22 protein-coding genes, 1 tRNA gene and 2 pseudogenes are annotated in these 24,256 nt (G+C 68.4%); 9 read left to right on the forward strand and 16 right to left on the reverse strand.

From position 1 onward, the window contains the following. Window positions 1–12: 12 nt before the first annotated feature. From AC3WT6_RS01170 to AC3WT6_RS01185, 4 genes are all read right to left on the reverse strand, one after another. Entirely contained in the window at window positions 13–825 is an 813-nt protein-coding gene (locus tag AC3WT6_RS01170) for an HvfC family RiPP maturation protein (protein WP_492651717.1), read from the reverse strand. After that, window positions 818–1,693: an HvfB family MNIO-type RiPP peptide maturase gene (locus AC3WT6_RS01175; protein ID WP_492651718.1), complete on the reverse strand. Its 876-nt coding sequence runs from the start codon at window positions 1,691–1,693 to the stop codon at window positions 818–820. The genes AC3WT6_RS01170 and AC3WT6_RS01175 overlap by 8 nt, the downstream gene beginning before the upstream one ends. 26 nt (window positions 1,694–1,719) lie before the next feature. Beyond that, window positions 1,720–2,121, reverse strand: coding sequence for an HvfA family oxazolone/thioamide-modified RiPP metallophore (locus AC3WT6_RS01180; protein WP_492651719.1), 402 nt, complete (start codon window positions 2,119–2,121; stop codon window positions 1,720–1,722). An 81-nt stretch (window positions 2,122–2,202) separates the two neighbouring features. Beyond that, complete coding sequence (locus tag AC3WT6_RS01185) at window positions 2,203–2,823, reverse strand: HvfX family Cu-binding RiPP maturation protein (RefSeq protein WP_492651720.1); 621 nt, start codon at window positions 2,821–2,823, stop codon at window positions 2,203–2,205. A 75-nt stretch (window positions 2,824–2,898) separates the two neighbouring features. Between AC3WT6_RS01185 and AC3WT6_RS01190 the strand changes: the two genes are divergently transcribed. Together AC3WT6_RS01190 and AC3WT6_RS01195 are read left to right on the forward strand one after the other, a co-directional pair. After that, the gene (locus AC3WT6_RS01190; protein ID WP_492651721.1) at window positions 2,899–3,810 is read left to right on the forward strand and encodes a cupin domain-containing protein; all 912 of its coding nucleotides are present in this window, start codon (window positions 2,899–2,901) and stop codon (window positions 3,808–3,810) included. 24 nt (window positions 3,811–3,834) lie between these two features. Continuing rightward, window positions 3,835–3,910 (forward strand) — tRNA-Ile (locus AC3WT6_RS01195). Between the two features lie 25 nt (window positions 3,911–3,935). On the opposite strand, the pseudogene AC3WT6_RS01200 reads toward AC3WT6_RS01195, so the two are convergent. Both AC3WT6_RS01200 and AC3WT6_RS01205 read right to left on the reverse strand, forming a co-directional pair. After that, a pseudogene (locus AC3WT6_RS01200) lies at window positions 3,936–4,058 on the reverse strand (site-specific integrase); the annotation flags it as partial. 94 nt (window positions 4,059–4,152) lie between these two features. Continuing rightward, window positions 4,153–5,397 carry a YncE family protein gene (locus AC3WT6_RS01205; RefSeq protein ID WP_492651722.1) on the reverse strand — a complete coding sequence of 415 codons (1,245 nt, stop codon included), beginning with the start codon at window positions 5,395–5,397 and terminating at the stop codon, window positions 4,153–4,155. A gap of 218 nt (window positions 5,398–5,615) precedes the next feature. On the opposite strand from AC3WT6_RS01205, the gene AC3WT6_RS01210 reads away from it, so the two are divergent. Both AC3WT6_RS01210 and AC3WT6_RS01215 read left to right on the forward strand, forming a co-directional pair. Then, complete coding sequence (locus AC3WT6_RS01210; RefSeq protein ID WP_492651723.1) at window positions 5,616–6,314, forward strand: Crp/Fnr family transcriptional regulator; 699 nt, start codon at window positions 5,616–5,618, stop codon at window positions 6,312–6,314. Window positions 6,315–6,496: 182 nt separating this feature from the next. After that, window positions 6,497–7,636: a hypothetical protein gene (locus tag AC3WT6_RS01215; protein WP_492651724.1), complete on the forward strand. Its 1,140-nt coding sequence runs from the start codon at window positions 6,497–6,499 to the stop codon at window positions 7,634–7,636. A 191-nt stretch (window positions 7,637–7,827) separates the two neighbouring features. On the opposite strand, the pseudogene AC3WT6_RS01220 reads toward AC3WT6_RS01215, so the two are convergent. Then, a pseudogene (locus tag AC3WT6_RS01220) lies at window positions 7,828–7,965 on the reverse strand (cytochrome B6); the annotation flags it as partial. Between the two features lie 96 nt (window positions 7,966–8,061). Next, window positions 8,062–8,187, reverse strand: a complete 126-nt coding sequence (locus AC3WT6_RS01225) for a helix-turn-helix domain-containing protein (protein WP_492651725.1) — start codon at window positions 8,185–8,187, stop codon at window positions 8,062–8,064. Between the two features lie 368 nt (window positions 8,188–8,555). Here AC3WT6_RS01225 and AC3WT6_RS01230 point away from each other — a divergent pair, with 368 nt between their 5' ends. Together AC3WT6_RS01230 and AC3WT6_RS01235 are read left to right on the forward strand one after the other, a co-directional pair. Beyond that, on the forward strand, window positions 8,556–11,036 hold the full coding sequence (locus AC3WT6_RS01230) for a bifunctional diguanylate cyclase/phosphodiesterase (protein WP_492651726.1): 2,481 nt from the start codon (window positions 8,556–8,558) through the stop codon (window positions 11,034–11,036). A 102-nt stretch (window positions 11,037–11,138) separates the two neighbouring features. Beyond that, window positions 11,139–11,933: a peptidase associated/transthyretin-like domain-containing protein gene (locus tag AC3WT6_RS01235; protein WP_492651727.1), complete on the forward strand. Its 795-nt coding sequence runs from the start codon at window positions 11,139–11,141 to the stop codon at window positions 11,931–11,933. Between the two features lie 5 nt (window positions 11,934–11,938). On the opposite strand, the gene AC3WT6_RS01240 is transcribed toward AC3WT6_RS01235, so the two are convergent. The 7 genes from AC3WT6_RS01240 to glpK all read right to left on the reverse strand — a co-directional run bounded on the left by AC3WT6_RS01240 (window position 11,939) and on the right by glpK (window position 19,696). Beyond that, entirely contained in the window at window positions 11,939–12,961 is a 1,023-nt protein-coding gene (locus AC3WT6_RS01240; RefSeq protein WP_492651728.1) for a response regulator, read from the reverse strand. After that, window positions 12,958–14,292, reverse strand: a complete 1,335-nt coding sequence (locus tag AC3WT6_RS01245) for a sensor histidine kinase (protein ID WP_492651729.1) — start codon at window positions 14,290–14,292, stop codon at window positions 12,958–12,960. Before AC3WT6_RS01245 ends, AC3WT6_RS01240 begins: the two co-directional genes overlap by 4 nt. A gap of 94 nt (window positions 14,293–14,386) precedes the next feature. Further along, complete coding sequence (locus AC3WT6_RS01250; RefSeq protein WP_492651730.1) at window positions 14,387–15,157, reverse strand: YdcF family protein; 771 nt, start codon at window positions 15,155–15,157, stop codon at window positions 14,387–14,389. 9 nt (window positions 15,158–15,166) lie between these two features. Continuing rightward, window positions 15,167–16,762: a ubiquinone biosynthesis regulatory protein kinase UbiB gene (ubiB, locus tag AC3WT6_RS01255; protein WP_492651731.1), complete on the reverse strand. Its 1,596-nt coding sequence runs from the start codon at window positions 16,760–16,762 to the stop codon at window positions 15,167–15,169. Then, on the reverse strand, window positions 16,759–17,385 hold the full coding sequence (locus AC3WT6_RS01260; RefSeq protein ID WP_492651732.1) for a ubiquinone biosynthesis accessory factor UbiJ: 627 nt from the start codon (window positions 17,383–17,385) through the stop codon (window positions 16,759–16,761). Before AC3WT6_RS01260 ends, ubiB begins: the two co-directional genes overlap by 4 nt. 6 nt (window positions 17,386–17,391) lie before the next feature. Continuing rightward, window positions 17,392–18,171 (reverse strand): bifunctional demethylmenaquinone methyltransferase/2-methoxy-6-polyprenyl-1,4-benzoquinol methylase UbiE, encoded by a 780-nt coding sequence (ubiE, locus tag AC3WT6_RS01265; protein ID WP_492651733.1) that lies wholly within the window; start codon window positions 18,169–18,171, stop codon window positions 17,392–17,394. 31 nt (window positions 18,172–18,202) lie between these two features. Beyond that, a complete protein-coding gene (glpK, locus tag AC3WT6_RS01270) occupies window positions 18,203–19,696 on the reverse strand; it encodes a glycerol kinase GlpK (RefSeq protein WP_492651734.1) in 1,494 nt (497 codons plus the stop codon). A 151-nt stretch (window positions 19,697–19,847) separates the two neighbouring features. Between glpK and AC3WT6_RS01275 the strand changes: the two genes are divergently transcribed. Further along, entirely contained in the window at window positions 19,848–20,831 is a 984-nt protein-coding gene (locus AC3WT6_RS01275) for an alpha/beta hydrolase (protein ID WP_492651735.1), read from the forward strand. 34 nt (window positions 20,832–20,865) lie between these two features. Here AC3WT6_RS01275 and AC3WT6_RS01280 read toward each other — a convergent pair whose 3' ends face one another. Continuing rightward, window positions 20,866–22,635, reverse strand: coding sequence for a lytic transglycosylase domain-containing protein (locus AC3WT6_RS01280; RefSeq protein ID WP_492651736.1), 1,770 nt, complete (start codon window positions 22,633–22,635; stop codon window positions 20,866–20,868). Between the two features lie 154 nt (window positions 22,636–22,789). Here AC3WT6_RS01280 and AC3WT6_RS01285 point away from each other — a divergent pair, with 154 nt between their 5' ends. Then, complete coding sequence (locus AC3WT6_RS01285; protein WP_492651737.1) at window positions 22,790–23,230, forward strand: hypothetical protein; 441 nt, start codon at window positions 22,790–22,792, stop codon at window positions 23,228–23,230. 60 nt (window positions 23,231–23,290) lie between these two features. Continuing rightward, window positions 23,291–24,241, forward strand: coding sequence for a prolyl aminopeptidase (gene pip, locus AC3WT6_RS01290; RefSeq protein ID WP_492651738.1), 951 nt, complete (start codon window positions 23,291–23,293; stop codon window positions 24,239–24,241). Window positions 24,242–24,256: the final 15 nt, after the last annotated feature.

Genomic DNA, 24,256 nt, shown 5'->3' on the forward strand with positions numbered 1-24,256 from the left:
TGCGATTTCAAGCTAGCGGCGGGTGCCGACGATCACGTCGCGCTCGCGCAGGCCTTGCAGCATGGCGAGCCCGGGCGCGAGCAGGCTCTCCAGCTCCACCCCCAGTTCGGCGGCGATGGCGGCGATCAGCTCGCGACCGCTGGCCTCGGGCCGTTCGGCCGCCAGCGCCAGCAGGCGGGCGGTGACGGCATTGATCTCCAGGAAGCGCACCTCGTCCTGGCGGTTGCGATACACCACCAGCCAGGTCGCCTCGCTGCCCGGCTCGGTGGGCTGGAACTGCGGGCCGATGCGGTGCACCGGGTAGTCGTAGCCCAGCGTCCAGGCCAGCGGCGAAACGCAAGGCGGCGCGGCCAGCAGATCGCCGTTGGGGTCAGTTTGCTCCCCCTCGCCAAGGCGAGAGGCCGCATCGGCGGCGCCGAGTACCGGGCTCGGTTCGTCCTCGGCAATCGACAGCGCCAGCTCCACCCACTCGTAATGCGCAAGCTCAGGCAGAAACGGCGGATCGCCCGGCGGCGCGCCGCGCTCCTCCTGCAGATAGCGCACGAATTCCTCGGCGATGCCGTTGAACAAGGGATCCCGGCACTGGTGCCCGGCGTAGAACGCACGCACCAGACGGTGCCAGTCGGCCTCCGCCAGCAGCTGGCGGATCACCGGGAAGGCGTTGGCGAGAAAGCCTTCGACATTGTTGTAGAACAGCTCGCGGTAGATGCGCAGCCGCCGCTCCTCGATGCCCGCCGGGCCGGGCGCCGCCTCGGGATCGCGCAGATGCGCGGTAAAGGCGTACTGCAACTGCTGGAAGCGCTGCGGCAGATCGGTCTCAGCCATGCGCGACCCGCAACGATGCTTGAACCCTGGCCTGCGCGGCATTGATGCGCTGGATTTCCTGCATCAGCTCCGGCAGCGGCGGGATGTTGAAGTCGCGCTCCAGCAGCGTCGGCACCGCGCCCAGGCGGGCGTAGACCTGGTCCAGCAGCGTCCAGGCCGGATCGTCGACGGCACTGCCGTGGGTGTCGATGCGCAGGTCTTCGGCCTCGACGTAATGCCCGGCGAGATGCAGGTAGCGCACCCGCTCCAGCGGCAGCGCGTCGAGAAAACCGATGGCGTCATAGCGGTGGTTGATGCTGTTGACCACCACATTGTTCACATCCAGCAAGAGGTCGCAGTCGGCGCGCTCGACCACGGCGCGGATGAACTCGGCCTCGCTCAGCTCGGTGGCCAGCGGGGTGTAGTAGCTGGCGTTTTCCAGCGCGATGCGGCGTTCGAGGAGGTCCTGCACGCGGCGCACGCGCGCCGCCACATAGTCCACCGCCTCTTCGGTGAACGGGATCGGCATCAGGTCGTAGAGATGACCGTCGTCCGAGCAGAACGTGAGATGTTCGGAATAATCGGCGATGCCGTGCTGGTCGAGAAAAACCTTCAGCGCGCGGACGAAGTCTTCGTCCAGCGCCGCCGGCGAACCGATCGACAGCGACAGGCCATGCGCGACAAACGGAAAGCGCTCGGTATAGGCGCGAAACTGCCGCCCGAGGCGACCGCCCATGCGCATCCAGTTTTCTGGTGCTACTTCCAGAAAGCCGATGCCCTGACCGGGCAGCGGCTGTACTTCGGCGAGCGGGCCGAGCAAGGCCCGGCGCAAACCAAGACCCGCACCGCGCAGACGCGGGTTGAGCGTAGACGCGGTGCGGGTATGCATAGGTAAACCAGGAAAGCCCGGCGGCCTTACTTGGTCTTGGCCTTGTCGGCGCCGCACTTGGCTTCACCGCACTTGGCCTCGGCGGCTTTCTTCTCGGCACCGCACTTGGCTTCGGCAGCCTTCTTGTCGGCACCGCACTTGCCTTCGCCACACTTGCCTTCGCTGGCCTTCTTCTCAGCGCCGCACTTGCCCTCACCGCACTTGTGCTCGGCGGCCTTCTTCTCGGCGCCGCACTTGGCTTCCGCCGCCTTCTTGTCCGCACCGCACTTGGCTTCGCCGCACTTCGCTTCGCCGGCCTTGGTCTCGCCGAGGGCGGCGACCATGTAGCCGGACGAGAGATCGGAGGCCGCGAACACCGGCGCCGCGCCGCAGAAGGCGAAGGCGGTGCCAAGGGCGAGGGCGAGGGGCTTCTTGTTGAGATTACGCATGGTTTGTTGTCTCCAGGGTTGCAGTGACCGCAAAGCGGCCGTGATTGAAATGATGCGGGCTCTATGCGGCCCGCCAGCACTCTACGCCGACCGCGCCGCCGCGGATGCATCGAACCGGCGGCGGATCCAGTAGTCCAGGCTGACCCAGCGGCCGGCGCCGGTGAAGAACAGCGACAGCAGCATGACCAGGTAGGTGACCGCGAATTCCACGCCGTTGTTCAACACCACCAGCGAGCCGTGGCGGGTGAGCGCCTCGTATTCGCCGGCTTCCATGAGGATCTCCTTGGCCTTGGCCAGCGCCGCCGTCGCCTCCATGGTGCGTTCGGTGGCGAACAGGCCCATGCCTTCGGAGATTGCCAGCCAGCCGTTCTCCCAATGCACGGTGGCAATGGCCACCACCATGGTCGCCATCATCGGCAGCGCCATGTAGCGCAGGCCCAGGCCCAGCAGCAGGCTCAGCGCACCGCCCAGCTCGGCGGCAATGGCGAGGCTGGCCATCAGCGTCGGCAACGGCAGGCCGAGGCCCCAGTCGGGATTGCCGAACCAGTCCACGGTGTCGGCAAAGCTCATGGCCTTGTTCCAGCCCGCCATCCACATCACCGGCGCCAGATAGATGCGCAGCAGCAGGGGCGCCAGCCAGTCCGCCCGACGGCTGGCGTCGAGCAGGTTTTGCACGCGTAAGGCGATTGCGGTGAGGCGCATGGCTGGCTCGGTGGAGGAACGACGCCATACTAGGCAGCCCCCGCCGCCCGCGCCGGTCGCCGCCGTCCAGCATTTATGCCCGAAACACCAGCCGCCAACGATTTGGACGCCAGCCCCGCCGAGGCGGTGCTGCAAAGCCTGCTGACCGCCTACCAGCTGCGCGCCCGGCTCACCGACCGCCTGGAACTCTGCGGCCGCTGGGAAGAACCCGAGCCGGAGGCGCCGCTGGCCTGGTTTCACCTGGTGGAGCAAGGCCGCTGCTACATCCGCGCCGACAGCCTGCCCCGGCCGCTGTGCCTGGATGCCGGCGACCTGGTGCTGTTCCCCGGCGGCGCCGCGCACCTGCTGTGCAGCGCCGCCGAACCTGCGCTGGACTCCGGCGACGCCAACGCGGTGCTGCTCTGCGGCGAGTTCGAGTTTGAAGGCCAGGCCGCCGCGCCGATGATCCGCGCCCTGCCGCCCTGCCTGGTGGTGCCCGCTTCCGCCGGCGGCCCCAGCCTGCAAGGCCTGGCCAGCCTGCTGCGCGAGGAGGCACGGCGGCGCGCCTTCGGCAGCCGGGCGGTGATGGACAAGCTCTGCGACGCCCTGTTCGTCATCGCCCTGCGCCACCACCTGCAGCAGCGCGGCGAAGCGCGCGGCCTGCTGTCGGCCCTGATCGACCCGCGGCTGGCGCCGGCGCTGGCGGCCATCCATACCGCGCCTGGCGAAGACTGGACCGTAGCCCTGCTGGCCGAACGTGCCCACCAGTCGCGCGCCACCTTCGCCCAACGCTTCAACGAGGTGCTGGGCGAGCCGCCGATGCGCTACCTCGCCCGCTGGCGGATGACCGAGGCGCTGCGCCTGCTGCGCGACCCGCGCTTGTCGGTGGCGGCGGTATCTGGCCAGCTGGGCTTTGAGACCGAAGCCGCCTTCCGCCGCGGCTTCAAGCGCATCCACGGCTACGGCCCCGGCCAGGCGCGGCGCAACGCCAGAGCCAACAGCGCTTAAAATCCCGCCCTCGCAGCGCTCGGCGGGCCTTTAGCTCAATGGTTAGAGCAGGGGACTCATAATCCCTTGGTTGTCGGTTCAAGTCCGACAGGGCCCACCATTTACAAACAAGGTCTTACGAGAAACTAAGCCACTCGTCGCAGCGTGTTCTGTGACGTAAACGTGCCATCAATCCGGCACGCCGCTGTCCTCAGATGGTCCGCTGCCAGATGCGCGTAACGCATCACCATCTCGTATGAAGACCAGCCACTTCGCGCCGAGATGAGCCAATGGCTACGCGCAGGCAAGGTGCGCAGCCGCGAGGACGTGGTCGAAGGCCTGCAGCGCGGCCCTGGGCCTGACTCAGGTTCCGTCCAGTACCGAGCTCAGGACGCTGCCGGTCCGCATGCGCTGCGGATGGTCGCCGACCGGGAACTTGGCCACCATTTTTTCCTGGTCAAAGTCGATGACCGCGACCGCGTCTTCGGCGCTGATGGAGACAAAGCAGAATTTCCCGTCTTTGCTGGGCGTAGTCCAGTACGGCTTCATCCCGACGTCGATGATCTTGTAGGCGAAGCTGGTGGTGGAAACGATGGCCGCGTAGGCATCCATGGTGCCCGCGGCGCAGAGCTTGCTGCCGTCCGGCTTGATCGACAGGCCGTGGTGCGCCGAATCCAGCTGGTAGTCGACCAGGGCCGCGGTGGTGCGCTTGGGCAGATCGACCACGCGGGTGATCCGGTCTTGATCCAGGTCGTATTCGACGAAGCCGTGAAAGAACGACAGCTGGAAGTAGAAATGCCGCTCATCGGGCGCGATGGCCATCGGCCGCACCGCCGAGCTCATGTTCGGGTAGCCGGCTTCCGCCAGCTTTTGCCCGATATCCACCCGCTTGATGACCTGATTGCTGGCGCTGTCCACGATCTGGAAGTAGCGCTTGCCCTTGGTGGTGTCGCCGGTGCCGAGGAGCGCCTCGGTCGGGGTGTAGATCAGGCCGATGCTGGCGTGGAAGATCTTGCTGCCGTCGGCCGAATAATTGTTCTCGTGCGGCGAGTTGCCGGATTCGAACTGGCCGACGATGGCGCCGGTGGCGGTGTCGATGATCTGGGCAATGTCGGCGGTGGAGGCCGATACCGCCAGGCGGGTTCCATCCGGCGAGATCGCCATGTGGTCGGCGCGGTAGCCGGCGATAGGCGTGCGCCAGACGATGGCTTTGGTGGTGAGGTCGAAGGCGACCACGTCGGCGAAGCTGGGGCGCGACACGTAGAGGTAGCGCCCGTCGTTCGAGAGATAGCTGTCGTCCACATATTGGTCATGCCCTTCGCCGATCTGCTGGCGAATGAACAGGAACAGCGCGAGGCGATCCGGGCGGGTGAAGATTTCCTGCTCGCGCTCCGCCTTGTCGGGGACGATGTCCAGGCGCATCAGGCGCTCGAACGTATGGGCATCGACGAAATCGGCGGTGCCGCTCCAGTTGTTGCTGACCACCAGCACCTCCCGTTTCGCCGCCGACGCGCCAGCCGCCTCGGCGCCACCGGAGGAAGAGCCGCCACAGGCGCCGATGCCGAGGGCGCACAAGGCCGAGAGAGTCAGGGGACGCAGTACAGACATGGTCGGGATTCCGAAGGGGGGGAAAGGGGGGCGTGGATCGGAATGTAGAAGCGCCGGCCAGAAAGAACTGTCATCCGGCCGACATTCACGCCGGGATTTTTCGCCCTGCGCCTGGATCAGGTTGGAGCTGATAAATACGACCCAAGGCTATCCAGTGGAATAGCCGCCCCATACCCTTTCAGCGTCCCTAGGCCAGCCTGGCCGCAGGAGGGGGCTCGATGAATCCGTCCGCAAAGCGCAGCGCTGCCTGGAGCCAGCACTGGCAAGACATCGCATCCCCGGAGCTGACCGCGACGCTGACCGCCATGGGCACCAGCCGCCGCCTTGGCGGGGGGCAGATGCTCTACGCCAAAGGCGACCCTGGCGACGCGCTCTACGGCGTGCAGTCCGGGCTGATCCGGATGATCTCGGCCGGCAAGGACGGCAGCGAGAGCCTGCTCGGCCTGTACGCGCCCGGAACCTGGTTCGGGGAGATCTCGCTGTTCGACGAGTTGCCGCGCCCGGCCAGCGCCTACGCGGTCGGTGATACCGAGCTCCTGGTGGTCTCGGCGGCCGCCCTGCGCGAGGTGCTCGGCCGTCATCCGGCCTGGTATCGGGACTTTGCGCGGGTGCTGTGCAACAAGCTGCGGCTGACGCTGGAGCACATGGAAGACGAGGCGCTGCCCACCAGCGTGCGCATCGTCCAGCGCCTGCTCGACCTGGGGCAGGCCTACGGCCAGACCAGGCCGGGTGGCGTGGTCATCGGGTTGAAGCTGCCGCAGGAAGACCTGGGGCGGATGCTTCGCCTGAGCCGGCAGAGCGTCAACAAGGAACTGCGCGCGCTGGAGACCCGCGGCTGGCTGCGCATCCGTCGCGGCGAGATCAGCTTGCTCGCCATGGATGCGCTGCGCCGTCATGTGCGCGACGGCGGCGGCTAGCGGCGGGAGGCGCGGCTGGCCCTCGCCCCTCCCCAGATAGGGACTGCTCGGTGCCCTACCTCGACTGAGATGATCGTCTCGTAGCTCTCCAGCAGGTAGCGCCGCATTGGTGAACAGCCACGCGGCGGCGGCCTGGCAGCAGTAGCAGAGAGCGCCCGGCCACCACTGACCCCGAGCCCGCCATGAATCTGCAACGTCGCGCCCTCCTGTTTACTCTTGCCTCGCTGCCGCTGCTGGCGAGTACGCCCGGCCACGCCGGCTTGCTGGGCGGCGGCGACCCCAAGCGGGTCGAGGCGGTGCCGTTTGATTTCGACGCGGCGATCAACAATCCCGGCAGCATCGCCGGGGACTACTTCGGCACCCACACCACCCAGAGCCTCGCCGGGCTCAAGAAGGTGATCATCCCCAGCTTCCAGGTGCGTTTCTGCCTGCGCGACGACGTGGCGCGCACCTCGACCTTCTCCACCGCCAGCTTCAGCAGCTGGAGCTCCAAGAGCGCCGGAGTGACGGTGGACCTGCCCGAGGAAGTGCGCCAGCAGCTCACCGATGAGCTCTACGAGCGCGTGGTGCAGCGGCTCGCGGCGCTAGGGGTGGAGGTGGTGCCGATCCCGCGCGATCTCGACCTGCCGGAGCTGCAGGCGGGCATCAAGGCGATGCCGCCCAGCGGCCACATCGAAGACCTGACCAACGCCGCGCAGCGCACCTCCAAGAAAGAGAAGCAGGACGCCGACTCCTGGCTCTACCCCTGGGCCATCCACTACCCCAGCCAGGTCACCGCCGTGGCCTACAGCGGCATCTCGGAGGCCATGCCGCCGTTCATGAGCTGGCTGCGCGAGGCAGAGATGCCGCAGATGCCGATCAGCACCATGAAGATCGGCAAGGCGATGGGCACCGGCATCCTGACGCTGGGCTTCGAGGTGCGCTTGGAGAAAATGGCCTTCGAGCGCGGCAGCTTCCTGGGCAAGGGCGCGACCATCAACGCCGAGCCGGTGCTGCGCACCCGTCTGCTGGGCGCCAAGCTGGTTCCGGATGACGGCGGCTACAAGCCGGTCGCGGTCGGCATGGGCGGCGGCCGGCTGTTTCCAGGCATGAACTACAACGGCTTCGGCATTCAGCCGATTGCCACCATCATGGGCAGCCCCAAGCACGGCGACTTCCCCTGGATCGAAATGAACGGCAGTTACGGCCCGGTGGTTGGCACCGGCGAGGACGGCCGCTGGCTGCTGAAGCCGGAGCCGGAAGCACTGGCCAAGGACTTCCGGCAGATCACCGACGCCCAGCTGTCACTGATCTTCCATCTGATCGAGGCCGCCAAGAAGTAGGCGGCTCGATGGCCAAGGTCGCGCGCCGGCTGTTGAGGTTCGACAGCGCATTCAGCGGGACGCAGCCCAGAACCTAAGCCTGGCCCCAACCGCCGAACGAGCCGGCGCCACCGGAACCATCAAACCGACGGGGCCTGCGGGCTTTCAAGCCTCCCGCAGGCCCCGCCTCAGCACGCGCGCCTCACGACCTACAGGGCCAGCAGGCGATCGTCGTGCAGATACGGCGGCGTGTCCTTGATGCCCCGCAGAGCAAAGGCCTTGATCGGGCCATCCATGCTGGCCAGGCGGCCGTTGATGTTCTTCTCCTTGAAGCTACGCACCTCGCGCAGCTGCGCGATCGCCTTGGACATCTCCGGCAGGATGCGCAGACCCTGCTCGGTCGAGATGGCCGGGTCTGATCGGCGCTCGAAGATGCGCACTCCAAGCTAGGACTCCATCCGGGAGATCTGCGCGCTCACCGTGCCGGGAGTCGCGTGGCAGCGGCGCGCGGCCGCGTGCAGCGAGCCGGTCTCGTGAAGAGCAACGATATATTCGAGGCTAGGACTGTTCATCGGTCCCTCCCTGCCGCTCAGCTCAGCCCAGTGTCGAACAGCCGCCAGTCCGCGGTGGCGGTAGGCAGGCCGGCGGGGGTGATAAATCCAGCTCTATCCCGCTGTTCGCACCTGGGGCCTGAGAGTACATTTGGCAAGTGCGGCTGCGCCCCAGGCGATCGCCCTCATTGCGACGAACAGCAACGAACCCTTGGTGGTCGGCTTGGCAGCCTGTCAACTTGCAGCCCCTGGTCGCGTTAACTCCGCTTTGGGTCGTCGGTAGGGATCACTGACGAACCCCGAGTAAGCATCCATATTCTTGGTCAGGGGTTCCCTGGCGACGTCGGTAGGGCATGACAGCAGAAGATCAGACGGATCGCGGCAGTACCTTGGCCGCGGCGACTCAGGACGAGAACGCCGAAGCACTGGTCGAGGACCGCCTCTCCTACCTGTTGCAGGACGCTGGCCTCGGGCTCTGGGAGTGGAACGCCACCAGCCGCCGGCTGGCGATTTCCCCACAGTGCCGGCACATCCTGGAACTGGGCCGCGAAGATCCCGGCAGCGAAACCGCCGAGCACTGGCGCGAGCGCATCCACGGCGACGACTACGCGGCGCTGGCCGCCGCCTTCGATGCGGCGGCACGGCTGGAACGGCCGGGCTTTGACGCCAAGTTCCGGGTGCGCTCGCCGCACGGCGACTACCGCTGGGTGCGGACCACGGTGCGCGCCCTGACCCGCCCCGGGGCCAAGCCGGAAGTGCGGGTGGTCGGCACCCTGCGCGATGTCCACGCCCAGGAGCTGGAGAGTCAGCAGACCCGGCTCACCCGCGAACGCGAACAGACGGTGTTCCGCACCCTCACCACCGGGCTGGCGATGGTCAGTCCCGAGGGTCAGTGGCTGGCGGCGAACGAGGCGCTGTGCCGCATGCTCGGCTACAGCGAACGCGACCTCGCCGCCCAGAGCTTCCAGGCCATCACCCATCCCGACGACCTCGCCGCCGAGCTGAGCCTGCTGAACCAGGCCCTGGCCGGCAAGATCCATGGCTACCAGCTGGAGAAGCGCTATCTGCGCCGCGACGGCACCCTGCTGCCCGCGCACCTGAGCACCGGCCTGGTGCGCGATGCGCAGGGGCTGCCGGCGCACTTCATTTCCTCGATCACCGATCTCAGCGCCCAGAAGGCCGCCGAGCGACACCTGCGCCTGCAGCGCGACGAGACCAGGGCGACGCTGGACACCATCCGCGACAGCGTGGTGAAGACCGACTGCCAGGGCCGCATCCAGGTCTGCAATGCCGCCTTTCTGCGCCTGACCGACGCCAGTGCCGAACAGCTGCAAGGCAGCGAGCTGGGCGCCTGGCTGCAACTGGCGGCGGTGGACGCCGCGCCACCGCCGGCGGGGGAAACAGCCCCGGCGCAGGCGCAGTTCGCTCAGCTGCTGGCGCTGGCCGACAGCCCTTCCGGCAAGATTTTCGACCTGCGCACCGGCGCCGGCGCGCAGCGCCGGATGGCGGTCACCGTCAGCCGCCTGCCGCGGTCGCTGGAAGCCCGGCAGGACGCCTATGTGATCGCCTTCGCCGATCTGAGCGAGGAGCTGCGCCTGCGCCACGCGATCGCGAAGGTGGCCTCCACCGATCTGCTGATCGACATGCCCAACCGCATCGCGGTGGAGCAGGAGATCCGCCGCCGCCACCAGCGCATCTGCAACGGCGAGAGCCCGGAGTCGCTGGTGATGACCCTGGACATCGACGAGATGCGGGTGATCAACGACCGCCTCGGCCACGCCGCCGGCGACCGCGTGCTGCGCGCCCTGGCCGACTGCATGCAGGCGCTGCTGCCGCGCAGCTGCTACTGCGGCCGCTGGGTGTCGGACCAGTTCGTGGTGATCTGCGAGCCGCACACGCGCGAGGAGATCGGCGCGCTCTACCAGCGCCTCGACGCGCGCTTCCAGGCGCATCCCAGCATCGCCGGGCTGCCGCTCAAGCCGATCTCGTTCAGCGCCGGCGTGGCGCTGATCGACGCCCGCCCCTGCGAGGCGCGCAGCTTCGTGCTCGAGGCCGAGTACGCCGCCCGCGAAGCCAAGCGCGAAGGCGGCAGCGCCTTGCGCCTGTATCAGGACGTGCGCAGCGCGGTGGACGTGCGCCGGCAGGCCAAGAACCTGCGCAGCGAACTGCAGGGGCTGATCTCCGAGGGCCGCATCCTGCTCTACGGCCAGAACATCTACGACAGCCAGCGGCGGGTGCTCGGCCAAGAGGTGCTGGCGCGCATCCGCAACAGCGAGGGCGTGAGCAGCGCCGGCCCCTTGATCGAGGCGGCCGAGCGTGCCGGCTATTCCTCGCTGGTCGACCGCCACGTCTTCGAGCAGCTGTGCCGCGTGCTCGAACAGCGCAACCCCGCGCAGGAAGACACCTACAGCCTCAACCTCAGCGCCCGCGCCTTCGACGACGCCACGCTCACCAACCAGATCCTGCGCTGGCTGGAAGCGCACCCGCTGCACGCGCGGCGTCTGCAGATCGAGATCACCGAGACCACCGCCATCGCCGATCTGGAAGTCGCGGCGCGGTTCATCGGCCGACTGCGGGCGCTGGGAGTGATGACCCTGGTCGACGATTTCGGTTGCGGCTTTGCCTCGTTCAGCCACCTCAAGCACCTGCCGGTGGCCGGCATCAAGATCGACCGCAGCTATGTGCACGACATCCATCAAGACCAGGTCAACCGCGCCATCGTCAAGAACATCAGCCAGACCGCGATGGACCTAGGCCTGGTGATCGTCGCCGAGGGCGTCGAGCAGGAGCCGGAGTTCGAGGTCCTGGCCGGCCTGGGCGTACACCGCTTCCAGGGCTGGCTGCTGCATCGCGCCGAGCCGCTGGCCTGAAGCGGCGCGCCGCGGCTTGACGGCCGTCGCCGCTTACCCGAGCGTAGCGGCACCGCGCTGGAGAGCGCGGACCAACGACAATAAATAGCGAGGAGCAAACAAATGCGTGGACCCAGCCTGCGGCGGTGCGGCCTACTCGTGGCCGCGGCCCTGATGAGCGGCTGCGATGGCGGCGACAGCGGCGGCAACAACGGCACTGGCGGCGACGCCGACGGCGACCCGGCCACCGCCACCCTGAGCGGCACCGCCTACACCTTCAACCAGTGCGCCGCCGAGCCCGAGCAGAGCCAGTGCCGCATCGTCGGCGCCACCATCGGCATCGTCGAGCTGCCGGAGCTGAGCGCGATCACTGACAGCAAGGGCGCCTACCGGCTGAACGTGCCCACCGGCAGCACGGTGACGCCGCACATCAGCGCCAGCGGCTACCGCAGCATCCACCTGCAAACCCTGGTGGCCGACCGCGATCTGGAAAACCTCAACTTCCAGACGCCGGACAACCAGACCTACGCCAGCCTGTCACTGCTGATGACTCTGCTCGGGCATCCGCTCGCGGACGTGCTGGGCTGCGCCATTGTCAGCACCGTCAGCAAGCCGGAGGTGGTGGGTATGCCTTTCGAGCAGTTCCGCAGCTACAACCCGCATGGCGTGCCCGGCGCCACCGCCGCCGGCACGCCGGCGATGCCGGACGCGATCTATTTCAACGCTGACGTGATGCCCGACAACTCGACCACCGCCACCTCCGAGGACGGCGGCGTGATCTGGGCCAATGTGCCGCCAGGTGTCTACACGATCAGCGCCAGCCACCCCAGCCAGCGCTTCGCCAGCTTCGTCGCCGACTGCCGCATCGGTCGCGTCATCAACGCCAACCCGCCCTGGGGCCTGTACGGCCTGCGCTGAGCGCCTCAGGTACTCGGCACCCGGCTGCGCAGGCGCGCCAGAAAACCCATCACCCGTCCGGCGACGCTGACGTCTTCCGGTGTCTTGGTCGGCTGCACCACATGCCGCTGCGCCAGCTTGGGTGCGGCTTTCAGCACCCGGTGGTGCTTGAGCGCGGAAGCCAGGTTCATCGCCAGCGGCCCCTTGCGGATCGGCTTGGGCAGCAGGCGGAACACCTGGCCCTCGTTGATTAAGCCAACCAGGGTGCCGATGTCCTGGAACGGCGTCAGCACGATGCTCACCACCTCCGGGTGCTGGGCCTTGAGCGCCTTGAGCACGCCGGTGAGGCGCTCGCCGCCGACTTCCAGCTCCGACACCACCACGCCCACCGACTCGCGCTCCAGTAGCGCGAAGGCCTCGTCGAGGCTGCGCGCCCAGAGCACCGGCTGGCTGGGGCCGACCAGCTCCTGCACCACCCGCGCCACCTCGGCATCGTCGTCGATCACCAGGATGCGCTCGCTGGCCATGGGTGCGACGAAGCTGCCGGTGCCGGTGAACAGCTGCTGACTGCTGGGCGCGGACAGCGGCGGCGCTTCCAGCAGCGGTGCCGGCGGCGCGTCGAAGGAGGCGCGGGCGATCTGCGCCGCCTGAGCGACCGTCGAACGGATCTCGTTGGCGTCCCAGGGCTTGTTGAGAAAGCGGAAGATCTCGCCCTCGTTCACCGAGTCGACCACCGCGTCCAGCTCGGAATAGCCGGTAAGCAGCAGACGCATGGTGTGCGGGCTCTTCTCCTTGACCTGGCGCAGCAGGTCGGCGCCGCGCATCAAGGGCATCTTCTGGTCGGAGACGATCACGTGCACGCGCTCGTTCTCGACGATGCGCAGCGCCTCGTGGGCGTCGGTGGTGGCGCGCACCTCGTATTGCAGGCGGAACAGCATCGCCAGCGAGCGCAGGATGCGTTCCTCGTCATCGACCAGCAGTACGGTGGGGCGGAAGTGCTGCAGGCCGATCACCGCCCGCCCCGCCCTGTTGGATTCCGAGTCGTTCATGCCGCCTCCTCGATCGCGCGGGTGGTGCCGCCGCGCACCACGACCTTGGCCGGCAGCGCCAGGGTGAAGCAGGTGCCATGGCCCACTTCGGAACGCACGCTCAGGCTGCCGCCGTGCGCCTGGGCGATCTGGAAGCTGATCGACAAGCCCAGGCCGGTGCCCTCGCCAACCGGCTTGGTGGTGAAGAAGGGATCGAACACCCGCGGCAGATGCTCGGGCGCGATGCCCTTGCCGTTGTCGGCGACGCTCAGGTAGAGCTGCCCGGCCTCGCTCCAGCTGGTGATGACGATACGGCCCTGCTCGTGCTGGATCGCCTGCGCGGCGTTGGTGACGAGGTTGAGCAGCACCTGGTTGATCTGGGAGGCGGCGCCGCGCAGCAGCGGCAGGCCCGGAGCCAGCTGCTTGACCACCTGCACGCGGCCCTTGAGGACGCTGTTGGCGATCACCAGGGTCTGCTCGACGCAGTCGTTGAGCGCGACATCGGCGCTGTGCGCGGAGTCCAGGCGCGAGAAGTTGCGCAGGTTGATGACCAGATCGCGGATCTGGTCGACGCCGAACAGAGTGTCGCCGAACAAGGCCTCGGCGTCGGCCAAGAGGCCGCTGCCGCGCAGCTGCTGGTCGAGCAGGCCGACCTGGTCGAGCTTGGCGGCCAGCGCCTGCTCGTCCACCGCCGGGTCGGCGAGCATCTGGCTCAGGGCCTCGTGCTCGGCCAGCGCCTCGTTGAGCTGCAGGAACACGCCCTGCAGCATCTCGACGTTGTTGCGCACATAGCCCAGCGGCGTGTTGATCTCGTGCGCCACGCCCGCGACCATCTGGCCCAGCGAGGCCATCTTCTCGCTCTGCACCAGGGCCGCCTGCGAGGATTGCAGGCGCCGGTAGGCTTCGGCGGTGGCGGCGGCTTCCTGCGCCAGCCGCAGCTGCATCGCCGAGAGCAGGTCCATGACCACGCCCATGCCGATGTAGCGGCCCTCGTGGGTGATCAGGAAGTCCTCGGTGATCGGCGCCGAGAGCTGCGCCGACACCGCCTGCGCGGCCTCGTCGAGCGCGGTGTCGTATTCCACCACCAGCGGCTCGGTGTTCATGAACCGCGCCACCGGCTTGCGGCCGTGGATCTCGCGGCCGAAGCGGGTCAGGAAGATCTCGTTGAAGCGATGGCGACTGATGGTGCCCACCGGCCGTCCCTCGTCGACCACCGGCAGGCACAGCAGCTGCGCGTAACCGGCTTCGAGGATGCGGTCGGCGGCGTCGTTGACCGTGGTGTGGGAACTGATCGGCTCGACCGTGCGGCGCAGGCTGAGTATCAGCGCGGTCGTGGAGGACGTCGCGTCCATTGGAGTTAGGCCCCGGAGTTTTCAGCGCTTGAGCCTAGGCGCTGAACGTGACAGGGCAGTTTCCGATTGATGACGCGCCGTACGCGCGCGGCCTTCAGCCGCCGAACAGGCGGGCGTGCAGCAGGCCCAGGTATTCCTTGAACAGCATGCGGCTGACGTTGAGCGCGTCGGTATTGGGCAGCCAGGTCATGCCGGGGAAGTTGCCCTCCGGGATGTCTACCGGATCGCAGGCGGCGGGGACGAACTCGATCTCCATTCCCGCCCTTTGCGCGGCGGCGCGGAAGTTCACCAGCGCCCGCGGCAAGTGCCAGGCGGAAGTCAGCAACAGCACCCGCCTGGCGCCCCGCTCGCGCAGCAGCGGCAGGCTGTAGAGGGCGTTCTCGCGGGTGGTGCGGCTATGCGTCTCCACGACCAGGGCCTGCGCCGGCACGCCCCATTCCTGCAACAGCCGCGCGCCGTCCTCGGCCTCCACCGGCCGCTCGCCCGACAGCGAGCCGCCGGAATACAGGATGTAGGGCGCCTTGCCGGCGGCATACAGCTGGCGGGCAAACACCAGGCGGTCAGCCGCCAGGCTCAGATTGGCCTGCGGCAACCAGTTGGGCACGCTGGGCCCCAGGGCGCCGCCGAGCAGGACGATGGCATCGGCGGCCGGCAGCTGTTCCGCCGCCAGCAGCGGCTGGCGGTGCTCCAGGGTCGCGGCCAGATGGTTTGCCGCCCAGGGCGTGCTCCACAGCCACAGCCAGACCAGCGCCAGCCCCACGATCCAGCGCCGCGCCAGCAGCAGGCCCAGCAGGATCAGCAGGCAGGCGAAGCCCAGCGGGGTGGCGAAGGCGGTGCACCACTTGAGGATCAGTACACCGTCCACCGGCGACTCTCAGCGCGCGCGCCAGAGGCCCAGCAGCGCCAGGCCGCCGAGCAGCCAGCTGCCCCAGGGCAGGCCCCAGAGGTGCTGCGAGGAGGGCGTGGCGCCGTAGAGCAGCACCGCGGCGATCAAGGCGCCCACCGCCCACAGCAGGGCGCGGGTCTGGCGCTGGCTGGCCAGCAGCTCGCGGCGCAGGGCCGCGAACTCGCGGTTGGAAACACCGCCGCCCAGCGACTCGCCGCGCTCCAGCCGCTTGAGCGCGTTCTCGGCGAGCAGCGGCAGGGTCTCGGCCAGCGCCGGCGCCTGGCTCTTCAGGCGATTGAAGGCGGTGGAGGGCGCCAGGCGCTTCTTCATCCAGTCCTCCATGATCGGCTTGGCGGTCTTCCAGAGATCGAGGTCGGGATAGAGCTGGCGACCCAGGCCCTCGACCTGCAGCAGCGTCTTCTGTAACAAGACCAATTGCGGCTGCACCTGGTACTTGAAGCGGCGCGCGATCTGGAACAGGCGCAACAGGAAGTAGCCGAAGGAGATGTCCTTGATCGGCTTGCCGAAGATCGGCTCGCAGACGGTGCGGATCGCCGACTCGAAGTCCTCGACGCGGGTGCCCTCGGGAATCCAGCCGCTCTCGACGTGCAGCTCGGCGATGCGCTTGTAGTCGCGGTTGAAGAAGGCCAGGAAGTTCTCGGCGAGATAGCGCTGGTCCTGCCCGGTGAGCTGGCCGACGATGCCGAAGTCCAGCGCCAGATAGCTCGGCCGGCGCGGGTTGCTGATGTCCACGAAGATGTTGCCGGGATGCATGTCGGCGTGGAAGAAATTGTCGCGGAACACCTGCTTGAAGAAGATCTCCACACCGCGTTCGGCGAGCACCGAAAAGTCCACGCCCTGGGTGCGGAAATGCTCCAGCTCGCGCACCGAATGGCCGTAGAGGCGCTCCAGCGTCAGCACCTTGGTGCGGGTGTAGTCCCAGAACACCAGCGGGTGGTAGATCAGCTCCGAGCCCAGCCAGTTGCGGCGCAGCTGCGCGGCATTGGCGCCCTCGCGCATCAGGTCCAGCTCGTCGTAGACGGTCTTCTCGTACTCGCCGACGATCGCCACCGGGCAGAGCCGATGGCCTTCCGGATGCAGCCGCTCGACCAGCCCGGCGAGCGCGCGCAGCAGCGCCATGTCCTTGGCGATGGTCAGCTCGATGCCGGGCCGGATAACCTTCACGCAGACTTCGATGCCACCCTCGCCATGCAGCTTGGCGGTGTGCACCTGCGCGACCGAAGCGGAAGCCAGAGGCTCGTCGTCGAAGCGCTCGAACAGCTCGGCGATCGGCTTGCCCAGTTCGGCCTCGATCACCCGGCGCGCCTCGGCGCTGGCAAAGGGCGGCACCTGGTCCTGCAGCTTGGCGAGTTCCATCGCCACGTCGGGCGGCAGCACGTCGGGCCGGGTCGACAGCGCCTGGCCGAACTTGATGAACACTGTGCCCAGTTCCTGCAAGGCCAGGCGCAGGCGCTCGCCGCGCGGGCGCGGATCGTTGGCGGGTCTACCGTTCCAGAATTCCTGCAGGCGGTAGCGGCGGATCACCGCGTAGATGCGCCAGAGGCGGGCGCTGGCGACGATCATGCCTTCTGCTCCGGCAGCACCGGGCTTTCCAGCCGGCGCAGACGCGCTTCCAGGCGCTCGACATCGTCACGCAGGGTATCGACAGCCTCCATCCATTCCTCGACATCGATCTTGCGCGCGAGGTCGCGGCTTTCCTCGCGCAGGTATTCGGCGGTGTCCAGGCTCAGGGTGGCGGCGCTGCGCCGGCCCCAGCCGAGGAACTCCTTGAGACCGCCGACCAGGCGCTGCGCGGCGCCGTCGCCGACGTAGCGGGCGACCACTTCGGCGGGGTCGAAGCCGACCCGCGCCAGCAGGCGATTGAAGCGGTGCAAGAGCTCAGCGTCGCCTTCCACCACCACGCCGGGCGGCAGCGTGGTTTCGCCGCGCGCGGCCTGCGCCGCCAGGCGACCCAGGCTGATTGCGCCGCCTTTCAGATGCACGTCGGCGGCGCGCGGAAATTCCGGACTCACCCGCACGCCCTCGGGGCTGCATTCCACGTACAGGGTCCAGTCCAGACCGTCGATGGTGAGCGCCAGCAGGCGGCGGTCCAGCCGGGCGAAATCGGCGAGCACTTCCGGCTCCAGCCGGAGCGTGCGATTGAGCGCGACCTCGACGGTCGCGCAGACCAGAGCAGGGGCGGTCACAAGGAACTAATCCAACTTGAAGCCGCGATGCACCGCGACGATGCCGCCGCTGAGGTTGTAGACCTGCACCCGCGACAGGCCGGCGTTTTCCATCATGCCCTTGAGCGTGGCCTGGTCCGGGTGCATGCGGATCGACTCGGCGAGGTAGCGGTAGCTGTCGGCGTCGTTGGCGACCAGCTTGCCCATCAGCGGCAGCAGCTTGAAGGAATACTGGTCGTAGACCTTGGCCAGCGGCTCCAGCAGCGGCTTGGAGAATTCCAGCACCATCAATCGCCCGCCCGGCTTCAGGCAGCGGGTCATGGAACGCAGCGCGGCATCCTTGTCGGTGACGTTGCGCAGGCCAAAGCCAATGGTGATGAGGTCGAAGCTGTCGTCGGCGAAGGGCAGCTTCTCGGCATTGGCCTGCACCGCCGGCACCGTCACCAGGCCGGCGTCGGCGAGGCGGTTGCGGCCTTCGCCGAGCATGGCGGCGTTGATGTCGGAGAGAATGGCCAGGCCCTTGGGGCCGACCGCCTTGGCGAACTCGCGGGTGAGATCGCCAGTGCCGCCGGCGACATCGAGCACCTTCTCGCCGGCGCGCACGCCGGCGAGGTCAACGACGAAGCGCTTCCACAGCCGGTGCACGCCGAACGACATCAGGTCGTTCATCAGGTCGTACTTGCTGGCCACCGAGCTGAACACGCTGGCGACGCGCCGCTGCTTTTCCTGCACCGGCACCTGGGAGAACCCGAAGTGCGTGGTCGTCCCGCTCTGGGGCTCGGTCTTGGGGTCTTCGGGACGGCTCACGGCGGCAGGCAATCGGGCGTAGGGGGCGCGGCTATTCTACGGGCGGTGGCGGCGAGCCGCTGCGCACGCGGGCGATGGCGGCATGCCAGCCGGCCATCAGGCGGTCGGCCTGCTCGCCGGGCAGGCTGGGCTCGAAGCGGCGCTCCTGCTCCCAGAGCGCGGCGATCTCCTCCAGCGAGCCATAGACGCCGGCGCCCAGGCCGGCGAGGAAGGCCGCGCCCAGCGCCGTGGTCTCGGTCACCCGCGGCCGCAGCACCGGAACCTGCAGGGCATCGGCGAGAAACTGCGTCAGCCAGTCGTTGACCACCATGCCGCCATCGACGCGAAGCTCGTTGGGGCGCACGCCGTCGGCGGCCATGGCGTCGAGCAGGTCGCGGGTCTGGTAGGCCACCGATTCCAGCGCGGCGCGGACGATGTGGGCGAGGCCGGTGTCGCGGGTCAGGCCGAAGATCGCGCCGCGCGCCTGCGGGTCCCACCAGGGCGCGCCCAGGCCGGTGAAGGCCGGCACCAGGTAGACGCCCTGGGCATCCGGCAGCGAGCGCGCCAGCGCCTCGGTCTCGCCGGCCGACTGGATCAGGTGCACGGCGTCGCGCAGCCACTGCACGGCGGCGCCGGCGACAAAGATGCTGCCCTCCAGCGCATAGGTCGGCCGGCCGTTGAGCCGGTAGGCGACGGTGGACAGCAGGCGGTGCCGCGAGCGCAGGCATTGGCTGCCGGTGTTGAGCACCAGAAAGCAGCCGGTGCCGTAGGTGGACTTGGTCATGCCCGGCGTGAAACAGGCCTGGCCGACGGTGGCCGCCTGCTGATCGCCGGCGATGCCGCGCACCGGCACCGGCGCGCCCAGCAGCTCGGGCTCGGTGATGCCGTAGTCGTCGGCGCTGTCGCGCACCTCCGGCAGCAGCGCGCGCGGCACCCGGAAGAAGGCCAGCAGCTCCTCGTCCCACCGCTGCGTGTGGATGTTGAACAGCGCGGTGCGGCTGGCGTTGCTGGCGTCGGTGGCGTGGACGCGGCCGCCGGTGAGATTCCACAGCAGCCAGCTGTCGACGGTGCCGAAGGCCAGCTCGCCGGCCTCGGCGCGCGGCCGCGCGCCCGGCACCTGGTCGAGCAGCCAGGCGATCTTGGTGGCGGAGAAGTAGGGGTCGAGCAAGAGGCCGGTCTTGTCGGCCAGCCAGTCGCTGCGGCCGGCATGCGCGGCGCAGAACTCGGCGGTGCGGCGGTCCTGCCAGACGATGGCGGGGGCGATCGGCTGGCCGCTGGCGCGGTCCCAGATCACCGTGGTCTCGCGCTGGTTGGTGATGCCCAGCGCCGCCAGCTGGCCCGCCTCGATGCCGGCCGCCCGCAGCGCATCGCGCGCGCAGCCCAGGCTGTCTTCCCAGATGCGCAGCGCGTCGTGCTCGACCCAGCCGCTGGCGGGGTAGGACTGCGGCAGCTCGCGTTGCGCGCCGCCGCGGTTGCGACCGGCGCGGTCGAAGACGATGGCGCGCGTCGAAGTGGTGCCCTGGTCGATGGCGAGCAGGAAGCTCATCGGTACTCCTCGCAGATGGTGGTGGCGCCGCGCCCGATCCGGCCGGGCTGGACCTTGGGCAGGATATTTGCAGACTTGCCGGCGGATTCCGGCGAAGATTCTGCTCGATAGCAGTTCAGCATCCCATAACCAGACTCCCCAAGGCTCGCTCATGCCCACCAGTGCCCAGCACCACCTACTGCCCGATGGCCAGCGCGCCTGGGTGCATGCCTGGGAGTGCGCGCAGCGGCCGAAGGGCGTGGTGCAGATCGTCCACGGCATGGCCGAGCACGGCGGCCGTTATGCGCGCCTGGCCGCGCAGCTCAATGCCCAGGGCCTGGCGGTGTATGCGCAGGATCTGCCCGGCCACGGCCAGACCGCGCCCGACACCAAGTCGCTGGGCCATTTCGGCAGCGGTTCGCAATGGAGCACGGCGCTGGCGGCGATCAACGGCGTGCGCGCCCTGATCGAGCGCGAGCAGCCGGGCGTGCCGCTGTTCCTGCTCGGCCACAGCATGGGCAGCTTTCTCACCCAGCACTACCTGGTGGAACACGGCGAAGGCCTGGCCGGCGCCATCCTTTCCGCCACCAGCGCCAGCATGGGTCCGCTGCGCGCGCTCGGCGAGCGGCTGATGCGCGCGGAAGCGCTGCTGCTGGGTGCCGGTCACCGCAGCGCGCTCGCCGAGCTGCTGACCTTCAAGGACTTCAACCGCAAGTTCCGGCCCAATCGCACCGGCTCCGACTGGCTGTCGCGCGACGCCGCCGAAGTCGACGCCTATGTCGCCGACCCCTATTGCGGCTTCCGTTGCAGCGCCTCGCTGTGGGCCGAGCTGCTGCACGCCGGCAAGACGCTGACCGCGCCCGAGCGGCTGGTGCGCATCCCCAATTCGCTGCCGGTGCTGCTGCTGGCCGGCGGCGAAGACCCGGTCTGCCAGAACGGCCTGGGCAGCCATCAGCTCGCCACCGCCTACCGCATGGCCGGGCTGGAGTTCATCGAGATCAAGGTCTACCCCGGCGCCCGCCACGAGCTGTTCAACGAGACCTGCCGCGCGGAGGTCAGCCAGGATCTGATCGAATGGCTGCTAGGGCGCATCGCGCTGACGGTGGTCGGCATCGACGACAGCGCCCCGGCGCCTGCCAGTAACGCGGACGCCTGAAGGCACCCGCCAAACGCGACGAGGCGGTGGCGGCTCAGGCCGCCGGCACCTTCAGCTTCATGCCGGCGCGGATGCGGCTGGCGTCCTTGAGGCCGTTGAGTTCCAGCAGCTGGCGCACGCTGGTGTCGTAGCGCTCGGCGATCACCGACAGGCTCTGCCCGCTTTTCACCTTGTGCACCCGGGTGGCGAGCTTGGCCGCCGGCTTGGCGGCCTTCTTGCTGCCAGTGGAACCCATGGCGATCTCGTGGCGCTTGCCACTACCCGGCTCGGATTCGGCCTTGGCCACCAGGGTCGTCGCCGTGAAGTCGCCGTCGTTGGGCACCTTCAGCGTCTGGCCGGCGCGGATGCGGCCCTTCTTGAGGCCGTTGACGGCGATCAGCGTCTTCTGCGACACGCCGTAGCGCTTGGCGATGCCACCCAGGGTGTCACCCTTGCCGACCCGGTGCGCCAAGTAAATCTCGCGCTGCTGGCTGTAGGTCTCGTTGCTGGCCAGCTGCTGGTAGCCGGCACGGAAAGCTGAGGCACGACCGACCGGCACGCGGATGCGGTCGCCGGCCGGCACATAGAGCTTGCCGTTGACCACCTCGGCGCGGTAACCGGGATTCAGGCGCGCGAACGCGGCATCGTCACCGCCGGCCAGGCGCACCAGGGTGCGATAGGGCGTGTAGCGCTCGACGGTCACGGTCTCGAAGCTCAGCGGCACCCGCCGCTGGATGTCGCCGAAATGCTCGCGCCAGTCGCGCTCGACATCGGCGGCAGCCAGGAACTCCGAATAGAAGTTGCGGGAGGCAAAGCCGAAGCGCTTGTTGTTGTAGTTGGCGAGCAGGTCGTCCAGCGAGTTGCCGCCGGTTTCCTTCAGCGCCCGGGCGAGACCACCGCGGCCGTAGTTGTAGGCGGTGACCGCCAGCGGCCAGTCCTGCAGCACGCGGTAGTCGTCGCGCAGATGCTCGGCGGCGGCCTGGGTGGAGGTCCAGGGATCGCGGCGGTCGTCGGAGACATGGTTGAAGCGCATGTACATGCGCGCCGAGTCGGGCATGAACTGCCAGAGGCCGGCCGCCGCGACCTTGGAATAGGCCTCGACGTTGAAGCTCGACTCCACGAACGGCAGCCGGGTCAGCATCCGCGGCAGGCCCTCGTTGGCAAAGGTGCGCTCCATCTCCGGCAGGTACTGGCCGGAAATCGCCATCGCCTCGCCGGTGCGCTCGCGCAGGCCGCGCTGGCTACGGACGTTGTCGGCGGCCTCGCGTAGGCCGCCGCGGTCGCCGGCGAACAGGGCGGCGAGCTTGCGCGCCTCGTCGTCCAGCACTTCCGGATTGTCGCGCTGGGCGGCAGCCCGGCGCAGCGCCGCCTCGATGCGCTTCTTGCTGCGCGCTTCCTCGGCGGATTGCAGATTGGACAGCTGCACGCGCCCCAGCGTCTTCGCCTCGTCGCGGAAATCCAGCACCGCATAGACCCGCTCGGGCTTGCGCAGGTCGTGAATCACGCTCTGGCGCTCGGAATACTCGGCGAACACCTTGCGCCAGAAGGCGACATTGCCTTTCAGCGCCGCCGGACGCGGAAACAGCGCGCGCTCGTGCGCCAGAGGGTCCACCGGCTCCGCCTTGGCCTTGAGCGCGACCGGCGCGGGGGCGGGTAGCGGCGCTGCCGGAGCCGCGCTGGCCGGCATCGGCGCACTGGCAGGGATGGCGGTTGGCGCCGGGGCCTCGTAGATCACCGGCGCCGGGGCCGGCACCGTCACATCCGCCAGGGCAGCGGAGCTGCCAACTACCAGAAAGGCGAGAGTCAGCTTGCGGTTCAGCGGCATCGGAGGAGGCGTTCCTGCGTGGAGTAGCGAAATCACCGTGGATGCTAGCCCCAAGCCTGGGGCCTGTCACTTTATGCAAACAATATCCATGCCGCGATCGCGGCGCGCCCCAGCCGCTAAGCTCCAGACTCCGACCTCGTCGCCCTCCCCGACCATGACCGCCGACCAACTCTGCCTGCTCGCCGCTGGCCTGTTCTTTCTCACCGGTCTGCTCACCGGCCTGTGGAAATACCTCTGCATCGTCCGCTCGCCGGAAGCCACGGCGCCGGTCTATGTCGACATCGCCCATCGCAGCAGCCTGATGTACTCATTCAGCGCCCTGCTGCTGCGCGAATTCGTCCCCTATTCGCCGCTGACTCCCGCCGGCACGCTGTGGGCGGTGGCGGCACCGCTACTGTTCTTCGCGCTGGCGATCTCCACCTATGTGCTGCACGGCCTGCTGCGTGATACCGACAACCAGCTGCGCGCGCCGCATCGCCTGGGCCAGGCCACCCTGCCCGCCCTCGCCATCCACGGCTTCATGTGGCTCTTGGTGGTCGCCGAGATCGGCGGCTTCGCGGTGCTGCTGTATGGCTTCCTGCGCACGCTGCCCTGACCAAAATCCAGGCCGCGCTTGGGCTAAGCTCCCCAAGGAATTTGCCGACGACCTAAGCCCATGCCCCTGCGCACGCCCTACCCTGCCATCGCGCCCTACCGCACTCACCGCCTGAAAGTCTCCGAGCTGCACGAACTCTACGTCGAGGAGAGCGGCAACCCCCACGGCAAGCCCATCGTCTTCGTGCACGGCGGGCCGGGCGGTGGCACCGAGGGCTGGCAGCGGCAGTTCTTCGACCCGCACAAGTACCGCATCGTGCTGTTCGACCAGCGCGGCTGCGGCAAGAGCACACCCTTCGCGGAACTGCGCGAGAACACCACCTGGGATCTGGTCGCCGACATGGAACGCATCCGCGCCCTGCTCGGCATTGACCGCTGGGTGGTGTTCGGCGGCAGCTGGGGCTCGACGCTGGCGCTGGCCTATGCCGAGACCCATCCCGAGCGCACGCTGGCCCTGGTCCTGCGCGGCATCTTCCTGCTGCGCAAGGCCGAGCTCGACTGGTTCTATCAGGAGGGCTGCAACTGGATCTACCCGGACATGTGGGAGGCCTACCGCGACGCGATCCCCGAGGCCGAGCGCAGCGACTACGTCAGTGCCTACTACCGGCGACTGACCAGCAGCGAGCCGAAAGTGCGCGCCGCCGCCGCCAAGGCCTGGAGCACCTGGGAAGGCGCCACCAGCAAGCTGCTGCAGAGCCCGGACATGATCGCCCGCTACGGCGACGACAAGTTCGCCGACGCCTTCGCGCGCATCGAGTGCCACTACTTCATCAACCGGGGATTCTTCGAGCGCGACGACCAGCTGCTCGCCAACATCGACCGCATCCGCCACATCCCGGCGGTGATCGTGCAGGGCCGCTACGACGTGGTCTGCCCGATCAAGAGCGCCTGGGATCTGCACCGCGCCTGGCCCGAGGCCGAGCTGAAGATCATCGGTGACGCCGGCCATGCCGCCAGCGAGCCGGGCATCCTCTCGGCGCTGATCGAGGCCACCGACCGCTACGCGGACTGAGACGGGGGAGCTGCC

It is taken from the genome of Stagnimonas sp. FW305-C-60, assembly GCF_058782965.1.